The organism is Proteus sp. G2609, assembly GCF_963896135.1.
Classification (GTDB): domain Bacteria; phylum Pseudomonadota; class Gammaproteobacteria; order Enterobacterales; family Enterobacteriaceae; genus Proteus; species Proteus mirabilis.
In genome coordinates, this window is record NZ_CAWQNB010000004.1 from 52,391 (window position 1) to 78,662 (window position 26,272).

25 protein-coding genes are annotated in these 26,272 nt (G+C 41.7%); 5 read left to right on the plus strand and 20 right to left on the minus strand.

What is annotated here, in order from left to right; translation table 11 throughout:
• Positions 1-5: 5 nt before the first annotated feature.
• Together tamB and tamA are read right to left on the minus strand one after the other, a co-directional pair.
• Complete coding sequence (tamB, locus tag AACV01_RS01495) at positions 6-3,827, minus strand: autotransporter assembly complex protein TamB (RefSeq protein WP_134736541.1); 3,822 nt, start codon at positions 3,825-3,827, stop codon at positions 6-8.
• A complete protein-coding gene (gene tamA, locus AACV01_RS01500; RefSeq protein ID WP_004246266.1) occupies positions 3,824-5,566 on the minus strand; it encodes an autotransporter assembly complex protein TamA in 1,743 nt (580 codons plus the stop codon). The genes tamB and tamA overlap by 4 nt, the downstream gene beginning before the upstream one ends.
• Positions 5,567-5,703: 137 nt before the next feature.
• Here tamA and msrA point away from each other — a divergent pair, with 137 nt between their 5' ends.
• Together msrA and AACV01_RS01510 are read left to right on the plus strand one after the other, a co-directional pair.
• Positions 5,704-6,330: a peptide-methionine (S)-S-oxide reductase MsrA gene (msrA, locus tag AACV01_RS01505; protein ID WP_004249614.1), complete on the plus strand. Its 627-nt coding sequence runs from the start codon at positions 5,704-5,706 to the stop codon at positions 6,328-6,330.
• A 162-nt stretch (positions 6,331-6,492) separates the two neighbouring features.
• Entirely contained in the window at positions 6,493-7,866 is a 1,374-nt protein-coding gene (locus tag AACV01_RS01510; protein ID WP_004249615.1) for a hemolysin family protein, read from the plus strand.
• An 84-nt stretch (positions 7,867-7,950) separates the two neighbouring features.
• On the opposite strand, the gene AACV01_RS01515 is transcribed toward AACV01_RS01510, so the two are convergent.
• On the minus strand, positions 7,951-8,157 hold the full coding sequence (locus AACV01_RS01515; protein WP_004246270.1) for a DUF1107 domain-containing protein: 207 nt from the start codon (positions 8,155-8,157) through the stop codon (positions 7,951-7,953).
• Between the two features lie 283 nt (positions 8,158-8,440).
• On the opposite strand from AACV01_RS01515, the gene AACV01_RS01520 reads away from it, so the two are divergent.
• A complete protein-coding gene (locus tag AACV01_RS01520; RefSeq protein WP_004253029.1) occupies positions 8,441-9,001 on the plus strand; it encodes a YtfJ family protein in 561 nt (186 codons plus the stop codon).
• A 57-nt stretch (positions 9,002-9,058) separates the two neighbouring features.
• Here the strand turns inward: AACV01_RS01520 and cysQ are convergent, their stop codons facing one another.
• Together cysQ and AACV01_RS01530 are read right to left on the minus strand one after the other, a co-directional pair.
• Positions 9,059-9,799 carry a 3'(2'),5'-bisphosphate nucleotidase CysQ gene (gene cysQ / locus AACV01_RS01525; RefSeq protein ID WP_004246272.1) on the minus strand — a complete coding sequence of 247 codons (741 nt, stop codon included), beginning with the start codon at positions 9,797-9,799 and terminating at the stop codon, positions 9,059-9,061.
• Between the two features lie 138 nt (positions 9,800-9,937).
• Positions 9,938-10,558, minus strand: coding sequence for a peptidylprolyl isomerase (locus AACV01_RS01530; RefSeq protein WP_004246273.1), 621 nt, complete (start codon positions 10,556-10,558; stop codon positions 9,938-9,940).
• Positions 10,559-10,817: 259 nt separating this feature from the next.
• On the opposite strand from AACV01_RS01530, the gene AACV01_RS01535 reads away from it, so the two are divergent.
• On the plus strand, positions 10,818-12,266 hold the full coding sequence (locus tag AACV01_RS01535; protein ID WP_020946620.1) for an NAD-dependent succinate-semialdehyde dehydrogenase: 1,449 nt from the start codon (positions 10,818-10,820) through the stop codon (positions 12,264-12,266).
• A 141-nt stretch (positions 12,267-12,407) separates the two neighbouring features.
• Here AACV01_RS01535 and zinT read toward each other — a convergent pair whose 3' ends face one another.
• From zinT to AACV01_RS01550, 3 genes are read right to left on the minus strand one after another with little or no spacing between them, the layout of a single operon-like run.
• The gene (gene zinT / locus AACV01_RS01540; RefSeq protein WP_004246276.1) at positions 12,408-13,055 is read right to left on the minus strand and encodes a metal-binding protein ZinT; all 648 of its coding nucleotides are present in this window, start codon (positions 13,053-13,055) and stop codon (positions 12,408-12,410) included.
• 3 nt (positions 13,056-13,058) lie between these two features.
• Entirely contained in the window at positions 13,059-13,184 is a 126-nt protein-coding gene (gene ykgO, locus AACV01_RS01545; RefSeq protein WP_004246277.1) for a type B 50S ribosomal protein L36, read from the minus strand.
• A gap of 11 nt (positions 13,185-13,195) precedes the next feature.
• The gene (locus AACV01_RS01550; RefSeq protein ID WP_004246279.1) at positions 13,196-13,444 is read right to left on the minus strand and encodes a type B 50S ribosomal protein L31; all 249 of its coding nucleotides are present in this window, start codon (positions 13,442-13,444) and stop codon (positions 13,196-13,198) included.
• A gap of 370 nt (positions 13,445-13,814) precedes the next feature.
• Here AACV01_RS01550 and AACV01_RS01555 point away from each other — a divergent pair, with 370 nt between their 5' ends.
• Positions 13,815-14,474 carry an OapA family protein gene (locus AACV01_RS01555; RefSeq protein ID WP_161682331.1) on the plus strand — a complete coding sequence of 220 codons (660 nt, stop codon included), beginning with the start codon at positions 13,815-13,817 and terminating at the stop codon, positions 14,472-14,474.
• 98 nt (positions 14,475-14,572) lie between these two features.
• Here the strand turns inward: AACV01_RS01555 and rplI are convergent, their stop codons facing one another.
• From rplI to hfq, 12 genes are all read right to left on the minus strand, one after another.
• Positions 14,573-15,022: a 50S ribosomal protein L9 gene (gene rplI, locus AACV01_RS01560; RefSeq protein ID WP_004246281.1), complete on the minus strand. Its 450-nt coding sequence runs from the start codon at positions 15,020-15,022 to the stop codon at positions 14,573-14,575.
• A gap of 43 nt (positions 15,023-15,065) precedes the next feature.
• Positions 15,066-15,293: a 30S ribosomal protein S18 gene (rpsR, locus tag AACV01_RS01565; RefSeq protein ID WP_000135199.1), complete on the minus strand. Its 228-nt coding sequence runs from the start codon at positions 15,291-15,293 to the stop codon at positions 15,066-15,068.
• A 4-nt stretch (positions 15,294-15,297) separates the two neighbouring features.
• Complete coding sequence (gene priB, locus AACV01_RS01570) at positions 15,298-15,615, minus strand: primosomal replication protein N (protein WP_004246282.1); 318 nt, start codon at positions 15,613-15,615, stop codon at positions 15,298-15,300.
• A gap of 8 nt (positions 15,616-15,623) precedes the next feature.
• On the minus strand, positions 15,624-16,019 hold the full coding sequence (gene rpsF, locus AACV01_RS01575) for a 30S ribosomal protein S6 (protein ID WP_004246283.1): 396 nt from the start codon (positions 16,017-16,019) through the stop codon (positions 15,624-15,626).
• Between the two features lie 160 nt (positions 16,020-16,179).
• The gene (gene rlmB / locus AACV01_RS01580) at positions 16,180-16,911 is read right to left on the minus strand and encodes a 23S rRNA (guanosine(2251)-2'-O)-methyltransferase RlmB (protein ID WP_196559170.1); all 732 of its coding nucleotides are present in this window, start codon (positions 16,909-16,911) and stop codon (positions 16,180-16,182) included.
• A 115-nt stretch (positions 16,912-17,026) separates the two neighbouring features.
• On the minus strand, positions 17,027-19,516 hold the full coding sequence (gene rnr / locus AACV01_RS01585) for a ribonuclease R (RefSeq protein ID WP_004246285.1): 2,490 nt from the start codon (positions 19,514-19,516) through the stop codon (positions 17,027-17,029).
• A 38-nt stretch (positions 19,517-19,554) separates the two neighbouring features.
• On the minus strand, positions 19,555-19,983 hold the full coding sequence (gene nsrR / locus AACV01_RS01590; protein WP_004249627.1) for a nitric oxide-sensing transcriptional repressor NsrR: 429 nt from the start codon (positions 19,981-19,983) through the stop codon (positions 19,555-19,557).
• A gap of 425 nt (positions 19,984-20,408) precedes the next feature.
• Entirely contained in the window at positions 20,409-21,707 is a 1,299-nt protein-coding gene (locus AACV01_RS01595) for an adenylosuccinate synthase (RefSeq protein ID WP_004249629.1), read from the minus strand.
• Positions 21,708-22,158: 451 nt separating this feature from the next.
• Complete coding sequence (gene hflC, locus AACV01_RS01600) at positions 22,159-23,163, minus strand: protease modulator HflC (protein ID WP_004246288.1); 1,005 nt, start codon at positions 23,161-23,163, stop codon at positions 22,159-22,161.
• A gap of 2 nt (positions 23,164-23,165) precedes the next feature.
• The gene (hflK, locus tag AACV01_RS01605; RefSeq protein ID WP_004246289.1) at positions 23,166-24,440 is read right to left on the minus strand and encodes an FtsH protease activity modulator HflK; all 1,275 of its coding nucleotides are present in this window, start codon (positions 24,438-24,440) and stop codon (positions 23,166-23,168) included.
• Positions 24,441-24,532: 92 nt separating this feature from the next.
• A complete protein-coding gene (gene hflX, locus AACV01_RS01610; RefSeq protein ID WP_004246290.1) occupies positions 24,533-25,816 on the minus strand; it encodes a ribosome rescue GTPase HflX in 1,284 nt (427 codons plus the stop codon).
• A gap of 93 nt (positions 25,817-25,909) precedes the next feature.
• On the minus strand, positions 25,910-26,200 hold the full coding sequence (gene hfq / locus AACV01_RS01615) for an RNA chaperone Hfq (protein WP_004246291.1): 291 nt from the start codon (positions 26,198-26,200) through the stop codon (positions 25,910-25,912).
• Between the last annotated feature and the right edge of the window lie 72 nt (positions 26,201-26,272).

Sequence of the window (26,272 nt, forward strand, 5' to 3'; positions counted from 1 at the left end):
ATAAATTAAAACTCAAATTGATAAAGCAGATCTATTGCCTGATTCATACCAGACACTGCTTGTAAATACAACCTGGGCATCAAGCGATAACGTAATGTTAACGTCGCTAGCGAATCAAATATACCCATCCCATACTTCACTTGTAAATCATCGGTTATCTTACCACTGACGACAACTTGTGAACTATCCCCTACACCTTGTGTATCTAACGCTAAATCAGAAATACCAAAGGTTTCGCCAATACGTCCTACGAGTTGTCCACTTTGTCCAACACCTAATCCTATTAGCATGGCTGTCATTTGTGCTGAATCAGAATCACCACTTGCTAATCCTTCACCTCTTAACAAGTAGGATAATGCTTCTTGTTGTGTTTTGGCCGGCTCAGAGAATATTTCCACTTTCGGCTTATCCGCAAGCCCGGTGACTTTAACCCCAGCAATGACATTATCTGCCGTATTATCAGGGTTACGTATCGCTTCAATATTTAAGTATGGCTGATCAACCGGCCCTGAGAACAAGATTTGCCCTTTACGTACTTGTAAATCTTGTCCATAAGCTTTGAATTCCCCGCGAGGAATATCCACTTGACCATTTAATCCCAACCCTTGTTTACTTTGAGCAACTTTTAATGCCCCTGTTAATCTGGCTTTCAACCCAAAGGCATCTAATGTGACATCATCGCCAATATTAATCGCCAAATTACTTTGAATAGGTATAGAAGTCTGCTTTGGTGCTATAGGTTGTAATTCTTTATCCAACATCACTTCATCAGAAGAGGCCGACACCGCAGACTCGGGTAATTCCTGCACCACGATACGAGCCCAAGGGATATCAATACGACCATCTAATTTAAGCAAATGTGGATTAGCTTCAAAAACTAAGTCTGGGTTAACATCAATACGGACCATTGGTGGTAATGACACACGCAGTTTGTTGCCATTCGCAGCCACCACGGCACGCCACTCATCTAGTTTGCGCCAGTCCGCATTCCCCGTCAGATTTAAATAACCTTCCGGTGTTTCGATTCTACCGCTTAAATCAGAAGTCGCACCATTAAAGCGAATATCGACATTCCCTTTGGTGATGTCAAATGGGATCCAGTGACCAACTACTTTTAACTGGTTAATACCAAACTGCCCAAATAGCAATGGTGATTGTGCATTCCCTCCTAAACGTAGCTGTGCCCCTACACTACCTTGCGCTATTTCACCTTTACCCAAGAAAGGCTTAATCAGATCTAATGTCAGGCTATCAATATCAACCGTACCTGATAATTGACGTGTTTTTTCTAGATCAGCAACATTGATATGGCCTTTAAAGTCACCATTACCGGCAATACTAATTAACCATTGCAAGGTCGCTTTACCATTATTGATACCCGCATTTAACGTAACTGCATCAAAATCAATAGGTAATACCGTACCATCGACATTTTGTTTTACACCAACGCCCTGACCTTTAAGGTTAACTGACGCTTTAGGTAATCCGCCTTTCGCATTCCAAGTTGCCGTAGCATCTCCCGTAAAGACACCGCGTAGCGCAGTTTCAGGAGGTAAGAATGGTTTTATCATGGCTAAATCAAAACGCGTTAAAGTGATTGCCGCACTACCACTCTCACCTACAGTGATCTCTTTAGGTACACACAGTTGTGCATTAGGATTTACCCAGCAATGTGAACCAATCGTCACTTGCTGTTTTTCCGCTAATAAATTTAGCGCCATCGCTTTATTTAAACGCCATTCGCCTACAGGCGTATCAAATGCGGTATTGTTAAGTGTGCCTTGCCACTGCTGTTTTTCTTTATCAAACGAGCCGGCTAATGTCAGGCCACCCGATACGGGTTCCCCATCCATTTTCAAGGTAAGCTTATGCTGTTTTTCTGTCCCTGCCGCATCTAGCGTTAATTGACGAATAATTAAATCAGCCTGTTTTAACTGACGTGCTGTAATTGCCAGTTTGCCACTGATCACGTCATCTGACTGAATGTCACCTTTAACCACAACTGACCCAACACTGAGCTGATCTTGCCATTTGATCCCTTGTGCATTGATATCAGCAATAATTTTCGGCTTATTAATATCACCGCGAACATTCACTTTCCCTTTAATAACGCCCGCTAACCCCGGCACTAAACCATTTAACCCCGGTGCATTGATGTTCGCATCAAGCGCCCACTGATCACCTAAGTGCCCCGCAATATCGAGATTATTTTTACCTAGAATTAAGGTTAATTGAGGAATATTCCATTGCCCCGAATCATTACCATAGGCGTTTCCTCGCGCCTTAATAAGATTATTTTTTAAATTACCATCTAAGGTAATTTCAGGCACTCGCAGTTGCCAACTTCCTCCATACAGGCTACCCGTTGTGGCAATACGTCCATCTAATTTCGCTGGCATATCGGGATATTGTTTAGCTGTATTAATACCAGAGATAGTCAATAATGCATTCCAGCTAATCGCCTTACTCCAATCTGCCACACCGGTAATATCCGCATGACCTTGTAATGCAGCTAAACGCAAACGAGTGAGTGCTATTTTCTCTTCATTCCCTTTAGCGTCTAGGGTCAATTTGGCTGGCGGGATCTCTTGTCCTTCAATATTAGAACGTAATGAAAGATCATAATTATCCGTCTGCCCATTAAGACGTAGTCGAGTATCATTAAGTTGATACTGCACATCTCCCGTTAAAGGCCAGCGCACTTTTTGGCTCTCTAAGGTTAATTTTAGTGGAAGATGTGCTTTAGCGAGCTCAGCTTGTGCATCAAGGCTTGCGGTAACAGTTCCTGTTAAAGAGAGTGCGAGTTTTAACTCATCAAGTATCGCACCTTGTAAAGACAGTGTCGCTTGCTGATCTTTAAACTCTTCCAATCCTGCCATCTCACGAAGCATCGCTTGCATATCTAGATTAACCGGCCACTGTTTATCCAGTGTAATTTGACCGTTTAAACTGACTTTGCCTTCTGGCGCATCAATACTGAGCCTAGTGAGATTAACCTGTTGACCTTGCGTATTGGCTTGAAAAGAGAGTTGATTAATAGTCACAGGCGTATCACCACTAACTTGTAACTGTTTACCTTCTATCCCCTCCACATTGATATCAACAGGAATAATAATTTCGGGTAACTGCGCTAATAAAGGCTTGGCGAAAATTGTCTTAATAGTGTCAGCTAGTGCCTGCTCTTGCTCTTGCGGTGTTTTAGGCTCCGCTTGAGGCGTCGTTGCTGCAACTTCTTTTACATCTTGCGCCATGGCGGCAACACTACCGTCTTCGGGTGTTTTCGGTAACGCCACCAACAAATCATTAATGACTGTCGGTTTTAAGGTGACTTGACGCCCTTCCCATTGTGCTGCCGTAGTAAACTCATTGAGTGATAGGGCCATATCATCAATTTGTACACGCGTATTGGCTAATGAGAGAGAGTTTAAATAGATAGGTAAAGGGGCATTAAGCTCAGTTAAAGGCTCAGAAGGGGGTGTTTCTTGTGCTGGAGGGAGTGCACTGGTATCTACATTGACGATAACATCACGTGTGCCTAAGGCCTCAACACACAGTTGTTTATCCTTCAAGCAGCTTAAATTTAAGCCTAGTGATAACTCCCCCACATTGACATCTACACCCGGCATTTGATACTCAACACCCGTTAAACGTAAATCTTGCCAACCGCCATTAACACTGTTAATGGTTAAACCTGGCACCCAACGAGCTGCACTATTAATGGCAAAATGTAGCCCTGATTGCGTCCCTAAAATCCATGCAAGAGCACCTAAAACCAGTAAAATGATGATAAGTAGCGTTAGTGTTATCCTTTTCAACCACTTCATCATAACTCAGCTCCTAACCCAATATAAAACTGTAACTTACGCTCTTCACCACTATTGACTGGAACGGCTAAATCAAACTTTACAGGCCCTACTGGAGATGCCCAACGAACCCCCGCACCCGCACCTGTTTTAAAATCACTTTTCGTAAAATCGTTAACGGCTTCACCACTATCAACAAATACAGCTCCCCACCAATTTCCAGTTACGTTATATTGGTATTCAGCAGATCCCGTTAGCATTCTTGATGCCCCTGTTAATTTACCTTTGCTATCTTCCGGTGAAATACTTTGGTATTTATAACCCCTAATACTTCTATCGCCACCAGCAAAGAAACGTAATTCGGGTGGTACTTTCTCAAATTGATTCGTTTCAATCCAGCCAAACGTCCCTCTGACCACAAAACGGTGGCCTTCCCAAGGCGTGCGTATCCACACTTGCTGAGCTTGTAGGGCGAGAAATTCAACATCAGATCCCCATATTTTATTGGAATAATCGACTGAATAACGTTGGCTATCCCCCCAATAAGGCATCATGCCACCCCGTTGGCGTACGCGACTTGCATTCGCACCAGGATAAAGCAACATGGTTGTATTGGTAACATCACCTTGGGTAAAGTGGCTCAGACTCCAGCGGGTATTAATACTGTATTGCCATCCCGTTGACATATCCCAGTTACGAGAAACGTTCAGTGTGGTGGTATCCGAACGAGTATCATTTAAATCTGTACGTTTATAGCCGCCTTGAATGCCATAATATTGTTCTAATGGGTTAACTTTTAATGGAATTTTATAATTAGCACCAATAGATTGCTCAGGCTTAGAAATACTCATATTCGATGTTAAACTATGGCCCCTAGAATTTATCCAAGGTTTATCCCACTGCATATTTAATCGAGGTCCGACATCTGTGGCAAAACCGCCCCCTAGCTCCATATAGTTACGTGAACGAGGGGTAACAACGGCATCCATTGGTAGCAAATAATTGCCTTCACTACGTGCTTTAGCGATATTAGGTGTGACAACCGCCGAATTAAACCATCCTGTGGCAGCTAAGCGTCGGTTAAACTCTGCCAAATCTTCAGAAGAGTAATATTCCCCTTCTTTAAAAGGCACAATATTTTGTAGGTAGTCTTCACGAATTTGTGAGCCAGTATAATTCACTTTACCAAAACGGTAACGTTCACCACTATTAAAGACAAAATCCCAATACGAGGCATGATTATCTAAAGAAACACCGAGCTGGCTTTTTTCCATATCTGCATCAAAGTAACCACGACGAATAGCAAGCCCTGTTAACGAGCCTTTTAATTTTTCATATTCGGCATGATTTAACACACTATCAAGAGGGGGGGTGTTTTCTTTAATCACTTTGGCATATTGTTCATCTGTTTTAGCTCCCCCTTCCAGTACAATATTGACCCCTTTTAACAGTACGGGAATACCAAGCTCAACCTTTGCTGTTAATACAGGGCGTGTCGGAGGGGTATTTTCTTGATAAGAGAAAGTGACCGTTGGCTGATAATAACCTAAAGGCCGTAGGCCCTCTTTAATTGCCTTTTCAACACGCGCACGAAAACGCCCGTCTGGTGCAACTTCTTCTGTTGTTATGTTTGATAGCTGGACTCGTACATTCTTTTCGAGTTGCCCTTCTAAACCTTCTACTTTTAAACGTAAATTTGCCCCATAAGCAAAAGACGTTATAGAAGACAGACAGAGAACGTAGATAACGGAGTATCTCGGCACGTTTTCTCCTCAATATTATTTATATCATTCGGTAATTGACGACAAATAGTTTTAAGCTTTATTGTAGATTTAGTTTATAACAATATTAAACCTTTACCATAGTAAAGCGTTTACAAATATAAAATTTGGAGTTTACCTTGCAACATAAAGCTTATCATCCTGAGCATGCCGTAATCGGCAGCACAACGCCATTAGAAATTTCTGCTAATCATGCCGTCAATGGGCATTCTATCCGTGAGATCCCAGAAAATATGCAAATTGCTTATTTTGCCATGGGCTGCTTTTGGGGCGTTGAACGCCTATTTTGGCAACAACCCGGTGTTTATAGCACAAGTGCCGGTTATAGCGGTGGTGTAACAGAAAATCCCACCTATGAGCAAGTTTGCCAAGGCCGTACCGGTCATGCAGAGGTCGTTCGTGTGGTATTTGATCCGACCCTTATCAGCTATCAACAATTATTGGCTATTTTTTGGGAGAATCATGACCCTTCCCAAGGTATGCGCCAAGGTAATGATATTGGTAGCCAATATCGCTCGGCCATTTATACCCTAACCCCAGAGCAATATGCACAAGCTATTGAGTCAAAACAACGTTATCAACAAGCTATCAATAGTGAAGGGGCACATAAAGAGATCACCACTGAAATACAACCTGCCGGACCTTTCTATTTTGCTGAAGATTATCATCAGCAATACCTATTTAAAAACCCTCAAGGTTATTGTGGACTTGGTGGCATTGGTATCTGTTTTCCACCGGCAAACTAACACTAGCAGAAAATAGCAGGGCGATGATATAATTACGCCCTCTTATCTATCTTTGTGTCTATTTTTATAAAATAGTCTATCACAATATATTGATTTATCTTCGATTATTAACACTCAAGTATTACCCTCTGGATTTAATACTCTGGGTGATGTGAGCCTTATATGCTTAATAGTTTACTCATTGTGCTTTTGCTGTGTGCCATTAGCGCCTTTTTTTCGCTGTCTGAAATATCACTGGCGGCCTCCCGTCGTATTAAACTCAAACAGTTGGTTGACGAAGGAAATATCAACGCCGCTCGTGTATTAAAAATGCAAGAAACCCCCGGTATGTTTTTTACCGTGGTACAAATTGGTCTTAACGCCGTTGCCATTTTGGCGGGTATTGTCGGTGAATCTGCTTTTTCTCCCGCATTAAAAGATCTCTTTTCCCGCTTTTTAGAAGCACCTCTCGCGCAACAATTAGGATCGGTCTGTTCATTTATTATCGTCACATCAATGTTTATTCTGCTTGCCGATTTAACTCCTAAACGTATCGGCATGATCAAGCCAGAAGTCATTGCACTGAAAATTGTTAATCCTATGCGTTTTTGTCTCGCCTTATTCCGCCCTTTAGTTTGGTTGTTTAATGGCATGGCAGATCTTATCTTTAAACTATTTAAAATCCCGATGGTAAGAAATGAAGATATTACATCTGATGATATCTTTGCGATTGTCGAAGCCGGTGCAGTAGCGGGGGTATTACGTAAACAAGAGCACGAATTAATTGAAAATGTCTTTGAATTAGAATCACGTACCGTACCATCAGCCATGACACCACGTGAAGATGTTGTCTACTTTGATCGCGAAGAGACAGAAGAAGATATTAAGCATAAAATTGCCACCCAGCCCCACTCTAAATTCTTAGTTTGTGAAGGGGATATTGACCATATTATTGGTTATGTAGATTCAAAAGAGCTACTCAACCGTGTGATCAATGGGCAAAGTCTCAACCTCAAAGAAGGTGTGCATATCCGTAAAGCCCTTATTATTCCGGATACCTTAACTTTATCTGACATGCTAGAAAGCTTTAAAACCTCAGGGGAAGATTTTGCCATTATTCTCAATGAATACGCGATGGTGATGGGCGTTATCACCTTAAATGACGTGATGACCACTTTAATGGGCGATCTGATTGGCCCGGGTCAAGAAGAGCAAATCGTCAGTCGTGATGAGCATTCATGGTTGGTTGAAGGTGGAACACCTATTGATGATGTTATGCGGGCATTAGATATTGATGATTTCCCGGATTCTAGCAATTACGAAACCATTGCAGGGTTTATGATGTTCCGTTTGCGTAAGATCCCCAAACGTACTGACTATGTGAAGTTTGCAGGTTATAAATTTGAAGTGGTGGATATTGATAACTATAAAATTGATCAACTGCTTGTCACTAAAATTGATGATATTCCGCCAGTAAAACCGGTTTTGCAAGAAGCAATACCTGCTCCTCAAACAACGACAGAAGTGCCATTTGAGCACGAAGAGCATAAAGCCTAAATCAACTGGTAACAAACTGAAATTAATAACTGAGTCTTATCGTAAAAGCACAAGATATAGACTCAGTTATCTATCAGATAAAAGTTAGCCCATTTCAGCTTTGAGTAAAACCACCTGCTGGTTAACTTCACTCATCACATTAAAATGCAGCTTATCTTTTATTTTCGGCAATAAAATTTTACCGTAATCGAACTCAAATGCGCCCATTCCTTTGATATAAAACCGTCCACGAAATAACGTCTTAACGTAGAGAGCAATTTTTTCTGGGTTATAGCGATTGAAGATCTTCATCTTTCAGTTAGTCTCCCATGCTCAGTTGTGAATTTAATCAGTCATAAAGACCGATCTTTATATACCAAATTTAAAGACCTAATTATAAGTACTAGGTTCCATTTATTTAAATTTCTTATCTATTTTTACACTTATTGACAGTAAAGAAGATAAGTCGAGACTGTGAATACTTTATCTTACACCCTATATGTTAAAAAAATGTATCAACAATGAGGTATTATTCTTTTTTAGCCTCTATGCTTAAATAGCCGATAAAGTCGAATTTAATAATAGGACAATAACGATGCACAAAATAACCTTGGCTGCACTTTTGCTTAGCACATCTACATGGGTATTTGCCCATAATATTACTGAAGATGCCCTACTACCGGCGATCTCTGTGAGTGACAAAGGGGAGCTTCTTTATGATGGTGCCAAAGATAAATTTAGCTATCAAAATTGGAATAGCGGACTACTTAGTGGCAAAGTACGCACAATTCAACATATCGCTGGGCGTAGTAAGGCTAAAGAGATGAATGCGCCACTGATTGAAGCCATCAAACAAGCCAAATTTCCACAAAATAGTTATCAGACAACCACTATCATCAATACTGATGATGCTATCTTTGGTACTGGGCCTTTTGTTCGCGGTAGTGTTGAAGACAGTAAAAAAGAGTTTCCTTGGTCACAATTTATTGTTGATGCTGATGGTGTAGCGCAAAAAGGTTGGGGACTAGAAAAAGAGAGTTCAGCAATTATTGTGCTGGATAAACAAGGAAAAGTTCGTTTTGTCAAAGAAGGTGTATTAAGTGGTGCAGAAATAACTTCCGCCATTAACCTTATCAATGACTTAATTAAAGAATAGTATTTAAATCATCTGTATCGGAGCCCTTTAAACTTAAGGGCTCTGCTCTCGTTATCATTAGAAAATAGAAACTCTAAAACCAGGATTTATCAGTGATTCTCTCGGTGAATAATCAAGTGTCACCCCTTTCCAATCGGTAACATGTGCCCCTGCGGCTATCGCAATAGCGTGTCCTGCTGCAGTATCCCATGTATGAGTAGGTCCAAAACGCGGATAAAGCTGAGCTTTTCCTTCTGCCACTAGACAAAATTTTAATGAAGATCCAACAGCCACCGTTTGGTGCTCACCCAATTGCGATAAATATTCTTTTAATTCATCATCTTGATGAGAACGACTAATAACAATCACGGGGGGTTCAGCACGGCTGACTTTTATTGGTAAACGCTGACCACAGGTTTCTTTCCATGCCTGTTTATTGGCTGCTGAGTAGAGAATATTTTGTACTGGTGCATACACAACACCTAATACCGGCACACCCTGTTCAATCAACGCAATATTAACCGTAAACTCACCATTTTTATTGATAAACTCTTTGGTACCATCGAGGGGATCAATCAGCCAATAACGTTGCCAATGGCGACGTTCTTCCCACGCAGGAGGATCTTCTTCAGATAATTGAGGAATATCTGGCGCAATACTGGCAAGTCCTTGCTTAATAATTTGATGGGCGGCTAAATCTGCTGCAGTAACCGGTGAATGGTCACTCTTTTCCTGTACTTCAATTGGCGCTGATTGTTGATAAATTTGCATTATCGCCTGACCCGCTTGGCGGGCTAATTCGCTGACTTGTTCTAACATAATGCACCTCACTTATTTTTATAAGAATGGTACTCACTCTTATAAAAATCAATTATCTTGCACTCTCTTTACTCTAGTATAGAGACAAAAATAGCCGGAAAAAACCGGCTATAGTGTTATTTTTTGCAGAAGAAGAAATTATAAAATTTCTAATAGTTCTACTTCGAAAACTAATGTTGCAAAAGGAGGAATAGCCGCCCCCGCACCACGTTCACCATAAGCTAATTGGTAAGGAATATATAATTCCCATTTAGAGCCTACTGGCATCAAGGTTAATGCTTCAATCCATCCTGCAATCACCCCATTAACAGGGAATTCTGCTGGCTGACCACGCTGTACTGAGCTATCAAATACCGTACCATCGATTAAACGACCAGTATAATGCACACGAACATGATCAGTACGAGCTGGAATAGCGCCATCTCCTGCTTTCAGTACTTTGTACTGTAAACCAGATTCAGTAACCTGCACGCCTTCTTTTTTTACATTTTCTGCTAAGAATACTTTACCTGCTTCTGCCAGTGCTGCTTGACGCTCTTGACGAACTGCTTCAGCACGCTCATGCATAGTACGTAAAGCATTGTGTAACGTTTCAACAGGTACAGAAGGAGTATTGCCTTCTAACGCGTCAGTCAAGCCGGCAAGCAGTGCTGCTGGCTCTAATCCTTGGAGACCTGATTCAGTCAGTTGTTGACCGACTTGCAGACCAATACCGTAACTTGCCTGCGATTCAATAGAATCAAATGATGGTTTTGACATGAAAAAATACCTGTTTTTATGAAAGTTAGTGCCAAGAATAACAGTGGTAAGCTAGAGCGTAAACCTCCCGTCTTGGCTAATCGCGATTATTCGTCGAAAACGCGATAAATTTGCGCTATTTGTCATGGATATTGACCTTTCTTGACGATATTTTTCAGACTTTTTTTCACAAGCCCCTCACACAAGCATATAATTAAAGACAAGGTAGCTCTGTTAACCCAGCGCTCAATATCAATATATATGTTCAGAGAGGTACGAAGTGAAAATAACTGACAATCCCTATTTCCGTGAACAAGGATATATTGACGGTATTTGGTGTGATGCAAAAAGCAAAGACACGGTTGAAGTGATTGATCCTGCAACAAATCAGCCCATTGGTACTGTGCCAAATATGGCAACAGAAGAAGCCAAAGCGGCTGTTGATGCAGCCGCCAAAGCATTACCGACATGGCGTGCGTTAACCGCACATCAAAGAAGCACTTTACTGCAACGCTGGTTCCAACTGATACAGGATAACAAGCGTCAACTTGCAGAACTGATGACGTTTGAACAAGGTAAACCCGTGGCCGAAGCTGAAGGCGAAATCACCTACGCAGCCTCATTTATTGAGTGGTTTGCTGAGCAAGGTAAAAGAACCAACGGTGAAATTATCCCCTCCCCTTCATCAGATAAGCGGCTTATGGTGATCAAACAAGGGATTGGTGTTTGTGCGGCTATCACACCTTGGAACTTCCCTGCTGCCATGATCACCCGTAAAGCAGCCCCAGCATTAGCAGCTGGGTGTACTATGGTGATAAAACCTGCCAACGAAACCCCCTATACAGCCCTTGCGTTAGCTGAATTAGCCGCGCAAGCAGGAATACCTGCCGGTGTTATTAATATTGTCACTGGTGATGCAGTTAAAATCGGTGAGGTGTTCACATCAGACAATCGCGTGCGCAAATTAAGTTTTACTGGCTCTACAGGGGTTGGCCGTTTATTAATGCGCCAATGTGCTGACAGTGTGAAAAAAGTCTCACTGGAGCTAGGGGGAAATGCGCCATTTATTGTTTTTAATGACGCCGATATTGAGAAAGCGGTTGCTGGTGCTATGGGGGCGAAATTCCGTAACGCCGGACAGACTTGCGTGTGTGCAAATCGTTTTTATATCCATAAAGATGTATATCAACAATTTAGTGAACGCTTTGTTGCTGAGGTTAAAAAACTAAAAGTCGGTAATGGCTTTACCGAAGGCGTGACTATTGGGCCTCTTATTAATCATAAGGCGGTAGAAAAATCACAATCACTCCTTGCTGATACCTTACAACGCGGTGCGACACTGCTATGTGGTGGTGAAAGAGATAAATCAGGTGAAAATTTCTTTCAGCCTACTGTGGTCGGTAATGTGCCTGCTGATAGTCATATTCTTGAAGAAGAGATCTTTGGCCCCGTGGCACCTTTAGTCATTTTTGACAATGAAGAAGAAGTAGTACATCTAGCCAATAATACCATCTATGGCTTAGCCGCTTATTTCTACAGTGAAGATCCACAACGTATTTGGCGTGTGGCTGAAAATCTAGAATATGGCATGGTCGGTATTAACACAGGTCTAATTTCTAATGAAGTGGCTCCTTTCGGTGGTATAAAGCAGTCTGGCTTAGGTCGTGAAGGCTCTGAGCATGGTATTGAGGACTATATGGAAATGAAATACCTCTGCCAAGGCCTGTAAACGAGGCCACTGATTAACAGTAAAAGTCATCGCAAGGACGCGATTGCTTTTTGCAACCATTATCTTTTATTAAATAAACAATACCCTCGATAAATATCAAGGGTATTGATGTCAGCCCAATAGGTTATTTATTCACTTTAATTAGTGATAAAGCATTTCATGAACAATATCTTCCCCTTTCATTGAATAAGGGTAATAAGTTGGCCAATTAGTTAGCTCTTTAAGTAATTCATCTTGTGAACTGTTTCCCATATATAGATGAAAATGCTGTGCTTTTTCTGGTGCAATAATATGATCGCTAAACTGAATAAACCGTGGAGCTTGGCTGTTGGCATCGTCACATCTAAACAGATAGCGAACACCTTTTTTACCCGATTGATAATGTAGAATACGATAACCATCATAGTGATATTCACAGCTATCGACTTTATCACCACGATGAAACTCTACGATATTATTCTCAATACCAATCATATCAACATCGGTTTTATAGCCTTGTGTATAGTAAGCTCGATATTGTTCTACTGTTTTATCTTGCTTCGTCTCCGCTTTCTTTTGCAAAACGATATCTAATTCGCCACTACGCAGATAGGGTTCAACAGATTGCCATACGCCATCCCAATCGCTTAATGAGCGATTGAGAACGTCCTTGTCCTCAAAAATCCCATTCGCAGCATCTATTTGTGCTTGTGTGCGTACTTTTTCATGATGATGTCCATGTGCCAAAACAGACATAGCACTACCTAAAAAACCCATAATCAAAAGACAAGAAAGGATTGGTTTTTGCATAGGTTACCCCTGAACGGCTTTAAAACGTGGATTTGATTTGCAAATTACATACAGACGTCCACGACGGCGTACCACTTTACAATCAGGGTGGCGCAGCTTCGCACTCTTTAATGAACTTAATACTTGCATTTTTTTCTTCCCTAATTAACAAATCGGCCAAAACGCTTATTAAAGCGTGCCACATTACCTTCTTGAGAATGTGTTTTTTGTTTACCGGTATAAAATGGATGAGACTGAGAAGAGACATCTAAAGTGACATAAGGATAGCGTTGCCCCTCATACTCAATAGTTTTATCAGTTTGAATGGTTGATCCCACTTTAAAATAAGCATCTACGCTAGTGTCATGGAAAATGACAGTACGATATTGTGGATGAATATTTTCTTTCATACTCGCCCTCTTTATGTGATGTTATAATATAACAATATTGAATTGCGATAATGTAGCGCCTTTTTATTTTAATGGCTAGTTTTTTTGATCATTTTTTTTATATACCTATTAGTGATAGTGGCATCTCTATGTGTTGCAAGGGGTGAGGCAACATAGAACATTTGATTAAGCAGAGTAAGTCTATTAAACAAATAAATGCTAAACATTCGCCACATTATGCCGTTGAATAGATAACACTCAGTATTCTTCTGTCTCGCTTAATCGCACAACTATAGGTGATTAAGCATCGGGTGCTTTTGGTAACACCTTCAAGGACGTAATCAAATTAAAGAGATAATTCTGAAAAGAATTCAGGGAGCAGGTAAGGATCATGGTTCGTGCTAGTATGGCAACAAGAAATAAAAAAGAGGTTACAATTAGTGATAGTGATTCACAGTTCAATCATGAGGTGAATATGGGCAAATTCCCAGGCTTACATCGTCGAGCAATCGTTGTTATTGCCATTATTTTGTTAGTCGTTTTTTTCTGGCCAACAAGTGAAGATACCACCCCACCTCAACCCTCATCTTCGACACAAGATCTTCCTGTGCCTGTAGCACCTTCTGTCTCAAATGAAACACAAAATGTCCCTAATACACTACCACCAGCACAAGATAGTCTAAATGCTGAGCAAGAGACAGAAGACTTACCAGAAGAAGGTGAAGCCAATAATACCAATGACAATACGCCAGTAAATACAACGCCTCAAACACCGTCAACCGCGACTGAAAATTGGCAAACTTATACCATTAAAGAGGGGCAAACCCTTGCACAACTATTTAGAGATAATCAGTTGCTTGTCAATGATGCGTTTACTATGGCGAAATCAGAAGGCCCACAAAAGCCGTTAAGCCAGTTACGCGCCGGACAAACCATTCGTTTACAACGAGGTTCACAAGGTGAAGTGAGTATGCTTGAAGTGACTGACAATACCGGTACTATTATTACCTTCACTCGGCTAAGTGATGGTAGTTATTATCGTACGCCATAGTGTCAACAAGCGGTGTGGAGAAATAGAGCAAATAACCTATATAAAAAACGCCAGCTAAGCTGGCGTTTTTCTATCAACATAACTGTTTAATCTAATGATTATTCAGCAACGATGATTACATTCAGTTCAGCGAATACGTCACTGTGAACTTGGAAGTGAACTTCGTGGTCACCAGTTGTACGCAGAACGCCGTTTGGCAGGCGAACTTCGCTCTTACAAATTTCAACGCCAGCTGCAGTTACTGCATCAGCGATGTCACGTGTACCGATTGAACCAAACAGTTTACCTTCGTCACCCGCTTTAGAGCTGATAGTGACAGATCCCAGTGCAGTGATTTTCGCTGCACGAGCTTCAGCTGCAGCTAAAGTTTCAGCTAATTTAGCTTCTAACTCAGCACGACGCGCTTCGAAAAACTCGATGTTTTTCTTAGTCGCAGAAACAGCTTTACCCTGTGGGATTAAATAGTTACGAGCATAGCCCGATTTTACGTTAACCTGATCACCCAGGCTACCCAGATTCGCTACTTTATCAAGCAGAATAATTTGCATTACCTTATCCTCTACAAGTCATTAATGGACTATATAATACCTATTACTGATGACGATCAGTATAAGGTAATAAAGACAGGTAGCGCGCGCGCTTGATAGCACGAGCCAGCTGACGCTGGTATTTTGCACGAGTACCGGTGATACGGCTTGGTACAATTTTACCACTTTCAGTGATATAGTTTTTCAGCGTAGCGATGTCTTTATAATCAATCTCTTGTACGCCTTCCGCTGTGAAACGGCAGAACTTACGACGACGGAAATAACGTGCCATATGGCTAGTCTCCAGAATCTATCAATTCAATCTGTTCGGCATGCAATACCAGTTTAAACAATCCATTTCTCGCCTGATGGCTACTAATGAATCCTGAAACGGTAACTTTGCTACCGACCGTTATACTGTGAGTATCAGTTTGTAACGCTTTCCCACTGGCAATAATGGGCATTCTGCACCATGATTGTCTTTTTAATCCCGCTTCTTCTTGTGTTGAACGATGTTCAATCACAAATTGGCAATGCGGGATCCCAGCAGGGCTAACTTTTCGTATCAATGCTTTGCACACAGTGCCTGTTAGCACTAATCGATTAGCCGTCACAACACTAATTACTCTTCAGAATCCTCTGCTACATCATCAACTTCTTCTTCATCAAGATCTTCAGCAACATCGCGACGACGTTCGTCTTTTGCTTTAACCATTGGTGAAGCTTCAGTCACTGCGTGTTTAGTACGCATGATCATGTTGCGGAGCACGGCATCATTGAAGCGGAAAGTAGTTTCCAGTTCATCAATCACTTCTTGCGGAGCTTCAACGTTCATCAGAACGTAGTGTGCTTTGTGCAGTTTGTTGATTGGATAAGCCAGTTGACGACGACCCCAGTCTTCGAGACGGTGGATCTGACCATTAGCATTAGTGATAGCGGTTTTATAACGTTCGATCATACCAGGAACTTGTTCGCTCTGGTCTGGGTGAACCATAAAAACGATTTCGTAATGACGCATTTGATATTGCTCCTTACGGATTTATCAGCCTCCTGTCAGGGTCAGTCACCACCCATGGAGGCAAGGAACTTGTTTAAGTGTGACTGAAAAAATTGACGCGTAACTATACCCCCCCACGCAATAAAACTCAAGGGAGGAAGAGAATAAAATACGCGCAGTGTTATTTTACAGAAATACGCTGACGCATTGCTTCAAATAAACAAACTCCGGTTGCCACGGAGACATTTAATGAAGAGACTGAGCCTGCCATAGGAATACTGATTAACTCATCACAATGTTCGCGGGTTAAACGGCGCATTCCCTCACCTTCAGCCCCCATAACCAAAGCTAAAGGCCCTGTGAGTTTGCTTTGATATAATGTATGATCCGCTTCCCCCGCGGTGCCAACAATCCAGATGTTCTCTTCTTGTAGTAAGCGTAAAGTACGTGCCAGATTGGTTACACGGATCAAAGGTACGCTTTCTGCAGCACCACAAGCGACTTTTTTCGCCGTGGCATTTAATTGAGCTGAGCGATCTTTTGGTACAATGACTGCGTGAACACCCGCCGCATCAGCACTACGTAAGCATGCCCCTAAGTTGTGTGGATCAGTCACACCATCTAACACTAATAGAAAAGGTGTACCTACTTCAGCTAATAAGTCCGGTAAATTTTGTTCTTGGTACTGACGACTAGGTTTTACCTTAGCAATTATCCCTTGGTGAACCGCACCTTCAGTTTGATTATCTAACCATTGACGATTAGCAACTTGAACTAAGATCCCTTGTTCTTCCAGCGCATGGATCACCGGCATTAAACGACGATCTTCGCGTCCTTTTAACACATAAACTTCTTTAAAACGTGTCGGATCACGCTCAAGCAGTGCTTTTACTGCGTGAATACCATAAATAATATCTTCGCTCATAGCGGTTGTTACTCGTTAAAAAATAAAAGGCACAATAACAGATAAAAGGCGGAAAATCCGCCTTTTTAATAGGAGTCAAACAGTGAATGACTTCGTTGTATAACTACGCTTTAGTGCGTTTCGCCGCACGTTTGGCTTTTAATTTCGCCTCTATCTTTTTGGTTTGTGCAGAGGCTTTTTTACGTTTAGTACTCGCCTTGTCCTTCGCAATTTTCTCTTTAATGACTTTATCTTTACTCTGTTTTTCTTTACTTGATTTACCTTTCCTAAAGGCACTATCAGGTTCAAAGTTTTTGTCTTTGCTGGCATCACGACGACGAGACTTACTACTGCTCGCATTTTTCTTGTCTTTTCCCCCTTTTAACGCACGAACACGTGCTGTTTTCCCGGGGTTACGTGCTTTACGTGTTGTTGAAATCAATGAGAAGTCAATAGTACGTTCATCCATACTGACCGCTTCAACTTTCACTTCAACTTCATCACCCAGACGATACACCTGACCGGATGACTCACCAATTAAACGCTGTCCAACATTATCAAATTGATAGTAATCATTATTTAATGTGGATACATGAACAAGACCATCAATAAATAGATCGTTTAAGCGCACAAAGAAACCGAAACCAGTGACACTGGTAATAATACCGGTAAATTGCTGACCTATTTGATCAAGCATGAAATCACATTTCAGCCAATCAGCCACATCACGGGTTGCTTCATCCGCCCGACGTTCAGTTAAAGAGCAGTGTTCCCCTAACTGAAGCATGGTATCCATATCACTATGATAGCCACCCGTTGGTGTCCAGCGCTGTGAGCCATGGCCTTGCTGTTTCGCTATCTGGTATTTAATAGCACGATGTAATGCTAAGTCAGGATAACGACGGATGGGTGAAGTAAAGTGAGCATAAGATTTTAATGCTAAACCAAAGTGACCTCGATTTTCAGGATCGTAAATCGCCTGTTTCATGGAGCGCAATACCATGGTTTGTAGCATTTCGTGATCTGGACGCTCTTCGACTTCTTTCATGACTCGTGCATAATCGCCTGGCTCCGGTGTTAATCCTCCCGGTAACGTTAAACCCAGTTCATTAAATACCGAACGTAAATTCATTACGCTCTCTTCTTTGGGTTTATCATGCACACGATATAACGCAGGCTCTTCATTTTTCTCAACAAAACGCGCCGCCGCAATATTGGCTAAAATCATGCACTCTTCAATTAATTTATGTGCATCATTACGTACAACCGGTTCGATACGATCGATACGACGTTCTGCATTGAAAATAAATTTCGCTTCTTCCGATTCAAAACCAATGGCACCACGCTGTTCACGCGCCTTATCGAGGGCTTGGTATAGCTCATAAAGGTGCTCAATATCTTTTACGATCGGTTGGTAGTGCTCACGTAACTCTTCATCACCTTGAATGATTTTCCATACTTTGGTGTAAGTCATTCGCGCATGAGAGCTCATTACGGCTTCATAGAATTTATAAGATGAAAGGCGCCCCTGCTCAGAAACGGTCATTTCACAAACCATACATAAACGGTCGACTTGTGGATTTAATGAACATAATCCATTCGACAGTACTTCTGGCAGCATAGGGACAACTTGAGAAGGAAAATAGACCGAATTGCCTCGGCTACGCGCTTCTGTGTCTAATGCAGTTTGAGGGCGTACATAATAGCTCACATCTGCAATTGCCACCCATAAACGCCAGCCCCCGCCTTTTTTACGCTGGCAATAAACGGCATCATCAAAGTCTCGCGCATCTTCACCATCAATGGTAATTAAAGGGAGATCACGCAAATCAACGCGACCTTGTTTCGCTGACTCTGGCACATCCTCTTTTAAATCAGCGATTTCTTTTTCTACTTTAGGTGGCCAAGTATGAGGAATTTCATGGGTGCGTAGTGCAATTTCTACCGCAATTCCCGTCCCCATAGTTTCACCTAAAATTTCAACAATGCGTCCTACCGCTTGAGTACGCCGTGTTGGTCTTGTGGTAACTTCAACCACCACCACATTCCCCATACGTGCGCCCATGATATCTTCTTTAGGGATAAGAATATCAAAACTTAAACGGCTATCGTCAGGTACCACAAATCCCATACCTGACTCAATAAAATAGCGCCCAACAATTTGGCTGTTTCTGGGTTCAAGAACACGAACGACGCGACCTTCTCGACGCCCTTTTCTATCCATGCCTAGGGGTTGCGCTAAAATCACATCACCATGCATGGTTTTTTTCATTTCATCTTGTGAAAGATAGAGATCATCCTTTTGGCCTTCCGCACGTAAAAAACCATAGCCGTCACGGTGACCGATAACTTTACCTTTCCAAAGATCGAGGCGTTCAGGTAAGGCATAACACTGACGTCGAGTAAAAACTAACTGACCATCTCGTTCCATAGCCCGTAAACGACGACGTAATGCTTCCAGATTTTCTTCACCTGAAATTTTCAATGCCTGCGCGATATCTTCACGGCTCATCGGGGCCGGGCGTTTCTTCATTTCTTCTAAAATAAATTCACGACTAGCAATTGGAGAGGCGTATTTTTCGGCTTCTCTATCCTGAAAAGGATCTTTGGACATTATGACCTCCAAGCTATCAGAATGATGAAATTGTCGACTCAAACATCTTCTAATAACAATTTATATAAGGGGCTGTTGTTTTCTACCAATTCAGCCAGTGTATGACGGTCTAGCTCTTTCAAAAACTGTTCTATCGCTTGATTTAATACAAGTTTTAATCGACAAGCTGGGGTGATATGACAAAACTCAGCACTACAGTTAACCAGTGAAAGCGGCTCTAAAGCACGAACGACCTCGCCGACAATAATATCAGCGGCAGGTTTACCTAAGCGTATACCACCATTTTTTCCACGTATCGCTTCGACAAATCCCATATGACTTAGCTGATTAATAATCTTAACCATATGATTACGTGACACACCATAGACCTGCGTCACTTCGGTGATGCTCGTCATTTTGCCTTCTGGCAATGAAGCCATATATATCAACGCCCGCAATCCATAATCTGTAAAACTGGTTAATTGCACAATGACCTCTGAAAAGTAAAACTCCCAGTTAAAGAAGTTAAAGGATAAATAATGAGTAATGAGAATATCATTTTATTAAGCAATATTATGTTTAATTTTTGGACATTTAGCAAAGATATACTCAAAAGTCCGCGCTTTTAGGCTTACTCACCACAACCATTAAAATAATAGCGATATCACAGGCAAAGAAAAAGCGATCCTGTCGCTTTTCAACAGATCGCTTCTCTTAGTTGACAACAAAATAACGTTATCTTATTTCACTTCTGACCATAGCCCTAAAACAAAAACGCAACCGAGCGGGAAAGAGTTTTTCGTTTTATTGCTAATCAACATAGTGACTCAGTTCGGCTTTGTTACAGATACGAAAAAATCGCCCCTGTCATTTTCAGGGACGATTTTCACATCAAACCAATTAATACAATAAATTATGCATCAAATGGATGACGGAGAATAATCGTTTCTGAACGATCTGGACCTGTAGAAACAATATCAACAGGCACACCAGTTAACTCTTCAACGCGTTTAATATAATTTAACGCAGCTTGTGGTAACTGTGCTTTATCTTTAACGCCGAAAGTGCTTTCGTTCCAGCCAGGCATAGATTCATAAATAGGCTCAATACCTTCCCAATCATCTGCTGCTAATGGTGTAGTTTCAATCACTTCGCCATTTGGTAAGCGATAACCTACACACACTTTAACTTCTTTCAGACCATCTAAGACATCAAGTTTGGTCATGCAGAAGCCTGACAATGAGTTGATTTGAACAGCACGGCGGATAGCAATAATATCTAACCAACCAGTACGGCGACTACGACCTGTTGTTGCACCGAACTCTTGGCCTTTTTCACGTAGGAAATCGCCCGTTTCGTCAAATAATTCTGTAGGGAATGGACCTGCACCAACACGGGTAGAATAGGCTTTAATGATACCTAATACATAACCAACATAACGAGGACCTAAGCCGGAACCTGTTGCAACACCACCTGCGGTGGTATTTGAAGAGGTGACATACGGATAAGTACCGTGATCGATATCTAATAGAGTACCTTGCGCCCCTTCAAACATCACTAACTCACCTTTTTGTGTTGCTTTGTAAAGTAAGTCAGAAACGTCAACAACCATCCCAGTTAAGATATCAGCGATCGCCATGATATCGTCTAAGGTTTTTTGGTAATCAACAGGCTCAACTTTGTAATAATTAACCAGTTGGAAATTATGGTATTCGATGATCTCTTTAAGCTTCTGAGCGAATGCTTTTTTATCAAATAGATCACCAACACGTAAACCACGGCGTGCGACTTTATCTTCATAAGCAGGACCAATACCACGACCCGTAGTACCAATCGCTTTCTCACCACGCGCCTTTTCACGGGCGTTATCTAATGCAATGTGATAAGGCAGAATTAATGGGCAAGCTTCTGACAGCAGTAGACGTGAACGAACAGGAATACCACGCTCTTCGAGCTGTGTCATTTCTTTCATCAGTGCTTCTGGCGATAATACGACACCGTTTGCGATGATGCTGACAACATTTTCACGAAGAATGCCTGATGGGATTAAGTGGAGAACGGTTTTTTCACCGTCAATGACTAGGGTGTGACCTGCGTTATGTCCGCCTTGGTAACGAACAACATACTTAGCGCGTTCTGTCAGCAAGTCGACGATCTTGCCTTTGCCTTCGTCACCCCATTGGGTGCCTAATACGACAACGTTATTACTCATTTCAAAATACACTCGGTTGCTTAAAAAAGGATTCTACCATCTCAATTCAAGAGTTACAGTAGATTTTATCTAATTATGCCATCCCCGCTTTTAAGCAATAGATTATCTTGCCATTGTCAATATTTTTGCCCGAAAAAACCACATCACAAGATATTTGTGATTTTTATCAACAGTTTTGATCGCAAAAACAGGAAGCAGAGTGACATAAAAGTGAAAATGGCTAAGAAGACGCCTCGGGATTGCCGAAGGTTTATCTTGAAATGCAATTTTCACTTTATACTATCTCAGCTAAAGGCAATTTGGAAATGGTTGCGAGCGATTTTTCGTTTCATTCAATAATAAAAAATGATTTTCTTTATTCGTTTTAATTCTATCTGCTTGATTAAAAGCTAAAAAAATCCCCTAAGTTTTATCTTAGGGGATGATTATTTATTTTCTTGAACGATGACGATTACTCTTCAATCGCTCTCGCTTTAGTTGGTGCTTTCATATAGCGTAAGAAATCGCTATCTGGACTTAACACCATGACGTCATTACCGTCTTTATTAAAGCTATTCTCATAAGCACGTAAGCTACGGATAAACGCATAGAAGTCAGGATCTTGACTGAATGCATCAGCAAATAGTTTAGTTGCTTGCGCATCCCCTTCACCTCGAATACGTAACGATTCACGCTCCGATTCAGCTAAGGTTTCTGTCACTGTTTTATCTGCCGCAGCACGGATTTTCACCGCTTCTTCTTGACCTTGTGAACGGTGACGACGAGCAACCGCTTCACGCTCTGCACGCATACGTTGATAAATGGCTTCAGAAACTTCCATTGGTAAGTTGATTTGTTTGATACGAACATCAATCACTTCAATACCTAATGCCGCCATACTGTTCATATTGATAGCAGGGGCTTTACCTTTGGTCTCTTCTGCCACTTTCTTCGCAGCAATAGCAATAGCATCATCTGCATCGCTTTTATCGCGAGAAGGTGTACCTTCATTCAACGCATTACGTACATCAATGGTTAAACGACCACGTGAATCAGTGATAATTTGGTTTACACTCATACGACCAATTTCAGAGCGTAAACGGTCACTAAATTTACGACGCAATAAGGTTTCTGCTTGCATCGTATTACCACCACCAGTAGCTAGGTAGTAAGTACTAAAATCACTGATACGCCATTTCAGATAAGAGTCAACTAACAAGTCTTTGTTCTCACCTGATAAGAAGCGATCTTGCTGGATATTCATCGTTTGGATACGCGCATCCAGTTTTTTCACATTCTCAATAAATGGAATTTTAAAGTGAATACCCGGTTCATAAACGACCGGTTTATTTTCACCATCACGTACCACTTTCGAGAAACGTAAAATAATACCGCGTTCATATTGTTGCACGACAAATACTGAGGAGTACAACAACGCTAAAATAATAACTGCAACAACAGCGATAACTTTACGCATGATTATTGTCCTCCTTGATTAGAGCCATAAGGCTGACCATAACCACCACTATTATTGCTACCATATCCACCGTTACCATAAGTTGTTGCTGGTTTCTGAGTAGGTGTTGTGTTGGTACTTGGCGTAGGGGTTGAAATACGCGCAGGTGCCTCTGTGACACTATTAAATGACGTTGGCGCTTTTGGTTGCTGGCGTAACATTTGCTCTAAAGGCAGAACCAACATACTGTTACCTTTGTCATTGGCAATGACTTTACGTGTTTTCGACAACACTTTTTCCATTGTTTCAATATACAGACGCTCACGAGTAATTTCCGGTGCTGCGCGATATTCAGGTAAGATTTTGGCGAAACTCGCCACCTCACCTTCTGCTTTCATCACCACACTCGTTTTATAAGCGGTTGCTTCTTCAATCATACGTTGTGCGTTACCTTTCGCTAATGGTAACACTTCGTTTTTATAAGCCTCAGCCTGACGAATGGTTTTCTGCTCTTCTTCTCGTGCCGCAATTACGTCATCGAATGCCGCTTTTACCGCTTCTGGTGGGCGAGCAACTTGGAAGTTGACGTCCACAATGGAGATCCCCATTTTATAAGGGCGGATCGTCTCTTCTAATTCTTGACGAGTTTGATCACGAATTTCTGAACGGTTCGATGTCAGGATCTTTTCCATTTCTGAACGACCAATGACACCACGGACGGCACTGTCTGTCGCTTGTCCTAGGCTATTCATTGGCGTTGTGACATTAAAGAGAAATGCTTCTGGATCTGAGACAACATATTGAACGTTTATCTCAACTTGAACCATGTTTTCATCTGATGTCAACATCATGCCACCCGTAGTTAAATCACGGATGGTTTTTACGTTGACAGGCTGAACTTCATCAATGAAAGTCGGTTTCCAGTTTAAACCAGGCTCGACGATTTGGTAAAATTTACCGAAACGAGTCACAACACCTTGTTCGGCTTCTTTAATGGTATAAAAACCACTGGCAGCCCAAACGACAACCACTGCACCTAATGCAAGAGAAACTAATACGTTTCCAGCATTACCACGAGGTCCGCCATTTTGCCCAGAAGAGGAGTTTCCTCCTTTTTTACCACCGAAACCGCCAAGTTTTGCACTCAGTTTCCGGAACAAATCATCGAGATCTGATGCTTTACGATCCCGACCTCCTTGATTACCGTTAGAGTTCCCGTCGCCGTTATTATTACCGCCGTTTCGGTTCCCCCACGGGTCGCGGTCTTGTCCGTTGTTACCGGGCTGATTCCACGCCATGTTCTAGCTCCATTATTATGATTAGATTTATCAGGCTTAAGAGCCGATTTCATCGCCAGCTCTCAGTTAATGTTCTTTAGTATGGCCAATTATCAGACCACGTAATCCAATAAAGTAGGCTCCTGCTTGCAAAGTCGATGCCAGTCTACCATAGGCATTCGGGTGATTAGCCCAACTTTACCGTCTTTTTCAATCCATTCACGCTCAATAGCCTGTAATTGATAAAAACGGCTACGTAATCGCCCTGCTTCTTCTGGCGGTAAACGCAATTCAACGTGTGCGATCTCACCTGAAAGGCGCTCTGTCAACGCCTGATATAACAGAGGAATACCTTCACCTGTTTGTGCAGAAACCCAAACCCTAACAGGTAAATTATCTTCATTTCGATCAATTCTTGGGGTGAAGTCCTCAAGAAGATCAATTTTATTCATCACATACAGTGTCGGTATCTCGTGAGCATCAATCTCTTCTAATACATTTTCAACTGCATGAATGTTCTCTTCAAAACGGCTATCAGCGGCATCAATAACATGAAGAAGCAATGTCGCTTCACGTGTTTCTTGTAGCGTTGCCTTAAATGCCGCCACCAGATCATGAGGTAGATGTCGGATAAAACCAACCGTATCAGCTAACACCACGGTACCAACATCATCGACCTGAATTCGTCTTAAGGTAGGATCCAGTGTCGCAAACAACTGATCAGCAGCATACACATCAGCACAGGTTATACGATTGAATAAACTCGACTTACCCGCATTGGTGTAACCCACCAGAGATAACGTTGGAATATCAGCTTTACTTCGCGCTTGTCGTCCTTGTTCACGCTGACGTTCAACTTTGCCTAGACGCATTAGAATTTGACTAATTTTGCCTCTGAGCAAACGTCGGTCCGTTTCAAGCTGTGTTTCGCCAGGGCCACGTAATCCAATCCCCCCTTTTTGTCGTTCTAAGTGTGTCCACCCTCGAACTAAACGGGTTGATAAATGACGTAACTGAGCGAGTTCTACCTGTAGCTTTCCTTCGTGAGTTCTTGCTCGTTGAGCAAAAATATCGAGGATAACTCCCGTGCGATCAACTACACGACATTCACAAAGTCTTTCCAGATTTCGTTCTTGTGCCGGTGAGAGTGCGTGATTAAATAACACCACATCTGCACCACTCGCTTTTACTGCTTCTGCGATTTCTTCCGCTTTACCTTCTCCCACATAATATTTGGAGTGAGGCGCTCTACGGCTCCCTGTAATAATTTGAACTGGTTTTACACCGGCAGATGTCACCAAAGATTCAAACTCTTGCAAGTCATCAATATCCTTTTCTTGCGAAAAGAAAACGTGCACTAAAACGGCTAATTCGCCACCTTCATAACGATCAAACAAAGGCGAAACCTCATGGACTTTATAAAAACAGGAAAAACATAGGTAAAGTCTCCCTACCTATGTTTTTATTATATTAAGAATAATATTTGATAATTATTCTGCAACATCATCCTGCTGAGTCGCGTTACCGCCACTGTAGTTTGTACCCGCTTGGTTGGTACCTGTATTGCTATGATGAGAAACAGGACGAGAAGGTACTACGGTAGAGATAGCATGTTTGTATACCATCTGACTAACAGTGTTTTTCAGCAGAATAACAAATTGGTCAAAAGATTCGATCTGACCCTGTAATTTAATGCCGTTTACCAAATAGATTGAAACAGGGACCCTTTCACGACGTAATGCGTTCAGAAAAGGATCTTGCAAAGATTGCCCCTTAGCCATTCTATGTTTTCCTTATTTTGTTGTTTTATACTAGAACCTAATGGTTCGAAAAAATGAACTACTCAAAAATTG

Excerpts from the sequence above, each read along its gene's own strand:
- tamB (WP_134736541.1), bottom strand. The coding sequence starts at position 3,827 with ATGATGAAGTGGTTGAAAAGGATAACACTAACGCTACTTATCATCATT.
- AACV01_RS01510 (WP_004249615.1), top strand. The coding sequence starts at position 6,493 with ATGCTTAATAGTTTACTCATTGTGCTTTTGCTGTGTGCCATTAGCGCC.
- AACV01_RS01515 (WP_004246270.1), bottom strand. The coding sequence starts at position 8,157 with ATGAAGATCTTCAATCGCTATAACCCAGAAAAAATTGCTCTCTACGTT.
- AACV01_RS01520 (WP_004253029.1), top strand. The coding sequence starts at position 8,441 with ATGCACAAAATAACCTTGGCTGCACTTTTGCTTAGCACATCTACATGG.
- cysQ (WP_004246272.1), bottom strand. The coding sequence starts at position 9,799 with ATGTTAGAACAAGTCAGCGAATTAGCCCGCCAAGCGGGTCAGGCGATA.
- AACV01_RS01530 (WP_004246273.1), bottom strand. The coding sequence starts at position 10,558 with ATGTCAAAACCATCATTTGATTCTATTGAATCGCAGGCAAGTTACGGT.
- zinT (WP_004246276.1), bottom strand. The coding sequence starts at position 13,055 with ATGCAAAAACCAATCCTTTCTTGTCTTTTGATTATGGGTTTTTTAGGT.
- ykgO (WP_004246277.1), bottom strand. The coding sequence starts at position 13,184 with ATGCAAGTATTAAGTTCATTAAAGAGTGCGAAGCTGCGCCACCCTGAT.
- AACV01_RS01550 (WP_004246279.1), bottom strand. The coding sequence starts at position 13,444 with ATGAAAGAAAATATTCATCCACAATATCGTACTGTCATTTTCCATGAC.
- AACV01_RS01555 (WP_161682331.1), top strand. The coding sequence starts at position 13,815 with ATGGTTCGTGCTAGTATGGCAACAAGAAATAAAAAAGAGGTTACAATT.
- rplI (WP_004246281.1), bottom strand. The coding sequence starts at position 15,022 with ATGCAAATTATTCTGCTTGATAAAGTAGCGAATCTGGGTAGCCTGGGT.
- rpsR (WP_000135199.1), bottom strand. The coding sequence starts at position 15,293 with ATGGCACGTTATTTCCGTCGTCGTAAGTTCTGCCGTTTCACAGCGGAA.
- rpsF (WP_004246283.1), bottom strand. The coding sequence starts at position 16,019 with ATGCGTCATTACGAAATCGTTTTTATGGTTCACCCAGACCAGAGCGAA.
- rnr (WP_004246285.1), bottom strand. The coding sequence starts at position 19,516 with ATGTCCAAAGATCCTTTTCAGGATAGAGAAGCCGAAAAATACGCCTCT.
- AACV01_RS01595 (WP_004249629.1), bottom strand. The coding sequence starts at position 21,707 with ATGAGTAATAACGTTGTCGTATTAGGCACCCAATGGGGTGACGAAGGC.
- hflC (WP_004246288.1), bottom strand. The coding sequence starts at position 23,163 with ATGCGTAAAGTTATCGCTGTTGTTGCAGTTATTATTTTAGCGTTGTTG.
- hflK (WP_004246289.1), bottom strand. The coding sequence starts at position 24,440 with ATGGCGTGGAATCAGCCCGGTAACAACGGACAAGACCGCGACCCGTGG.
- hfq (WP_004246291.1), bottom strand. The coding sequence starts at position 26,200 with ATGGCTAAGGGGCAATCTTTGCAAGATCCTTTTCTGAACGCATTACGT.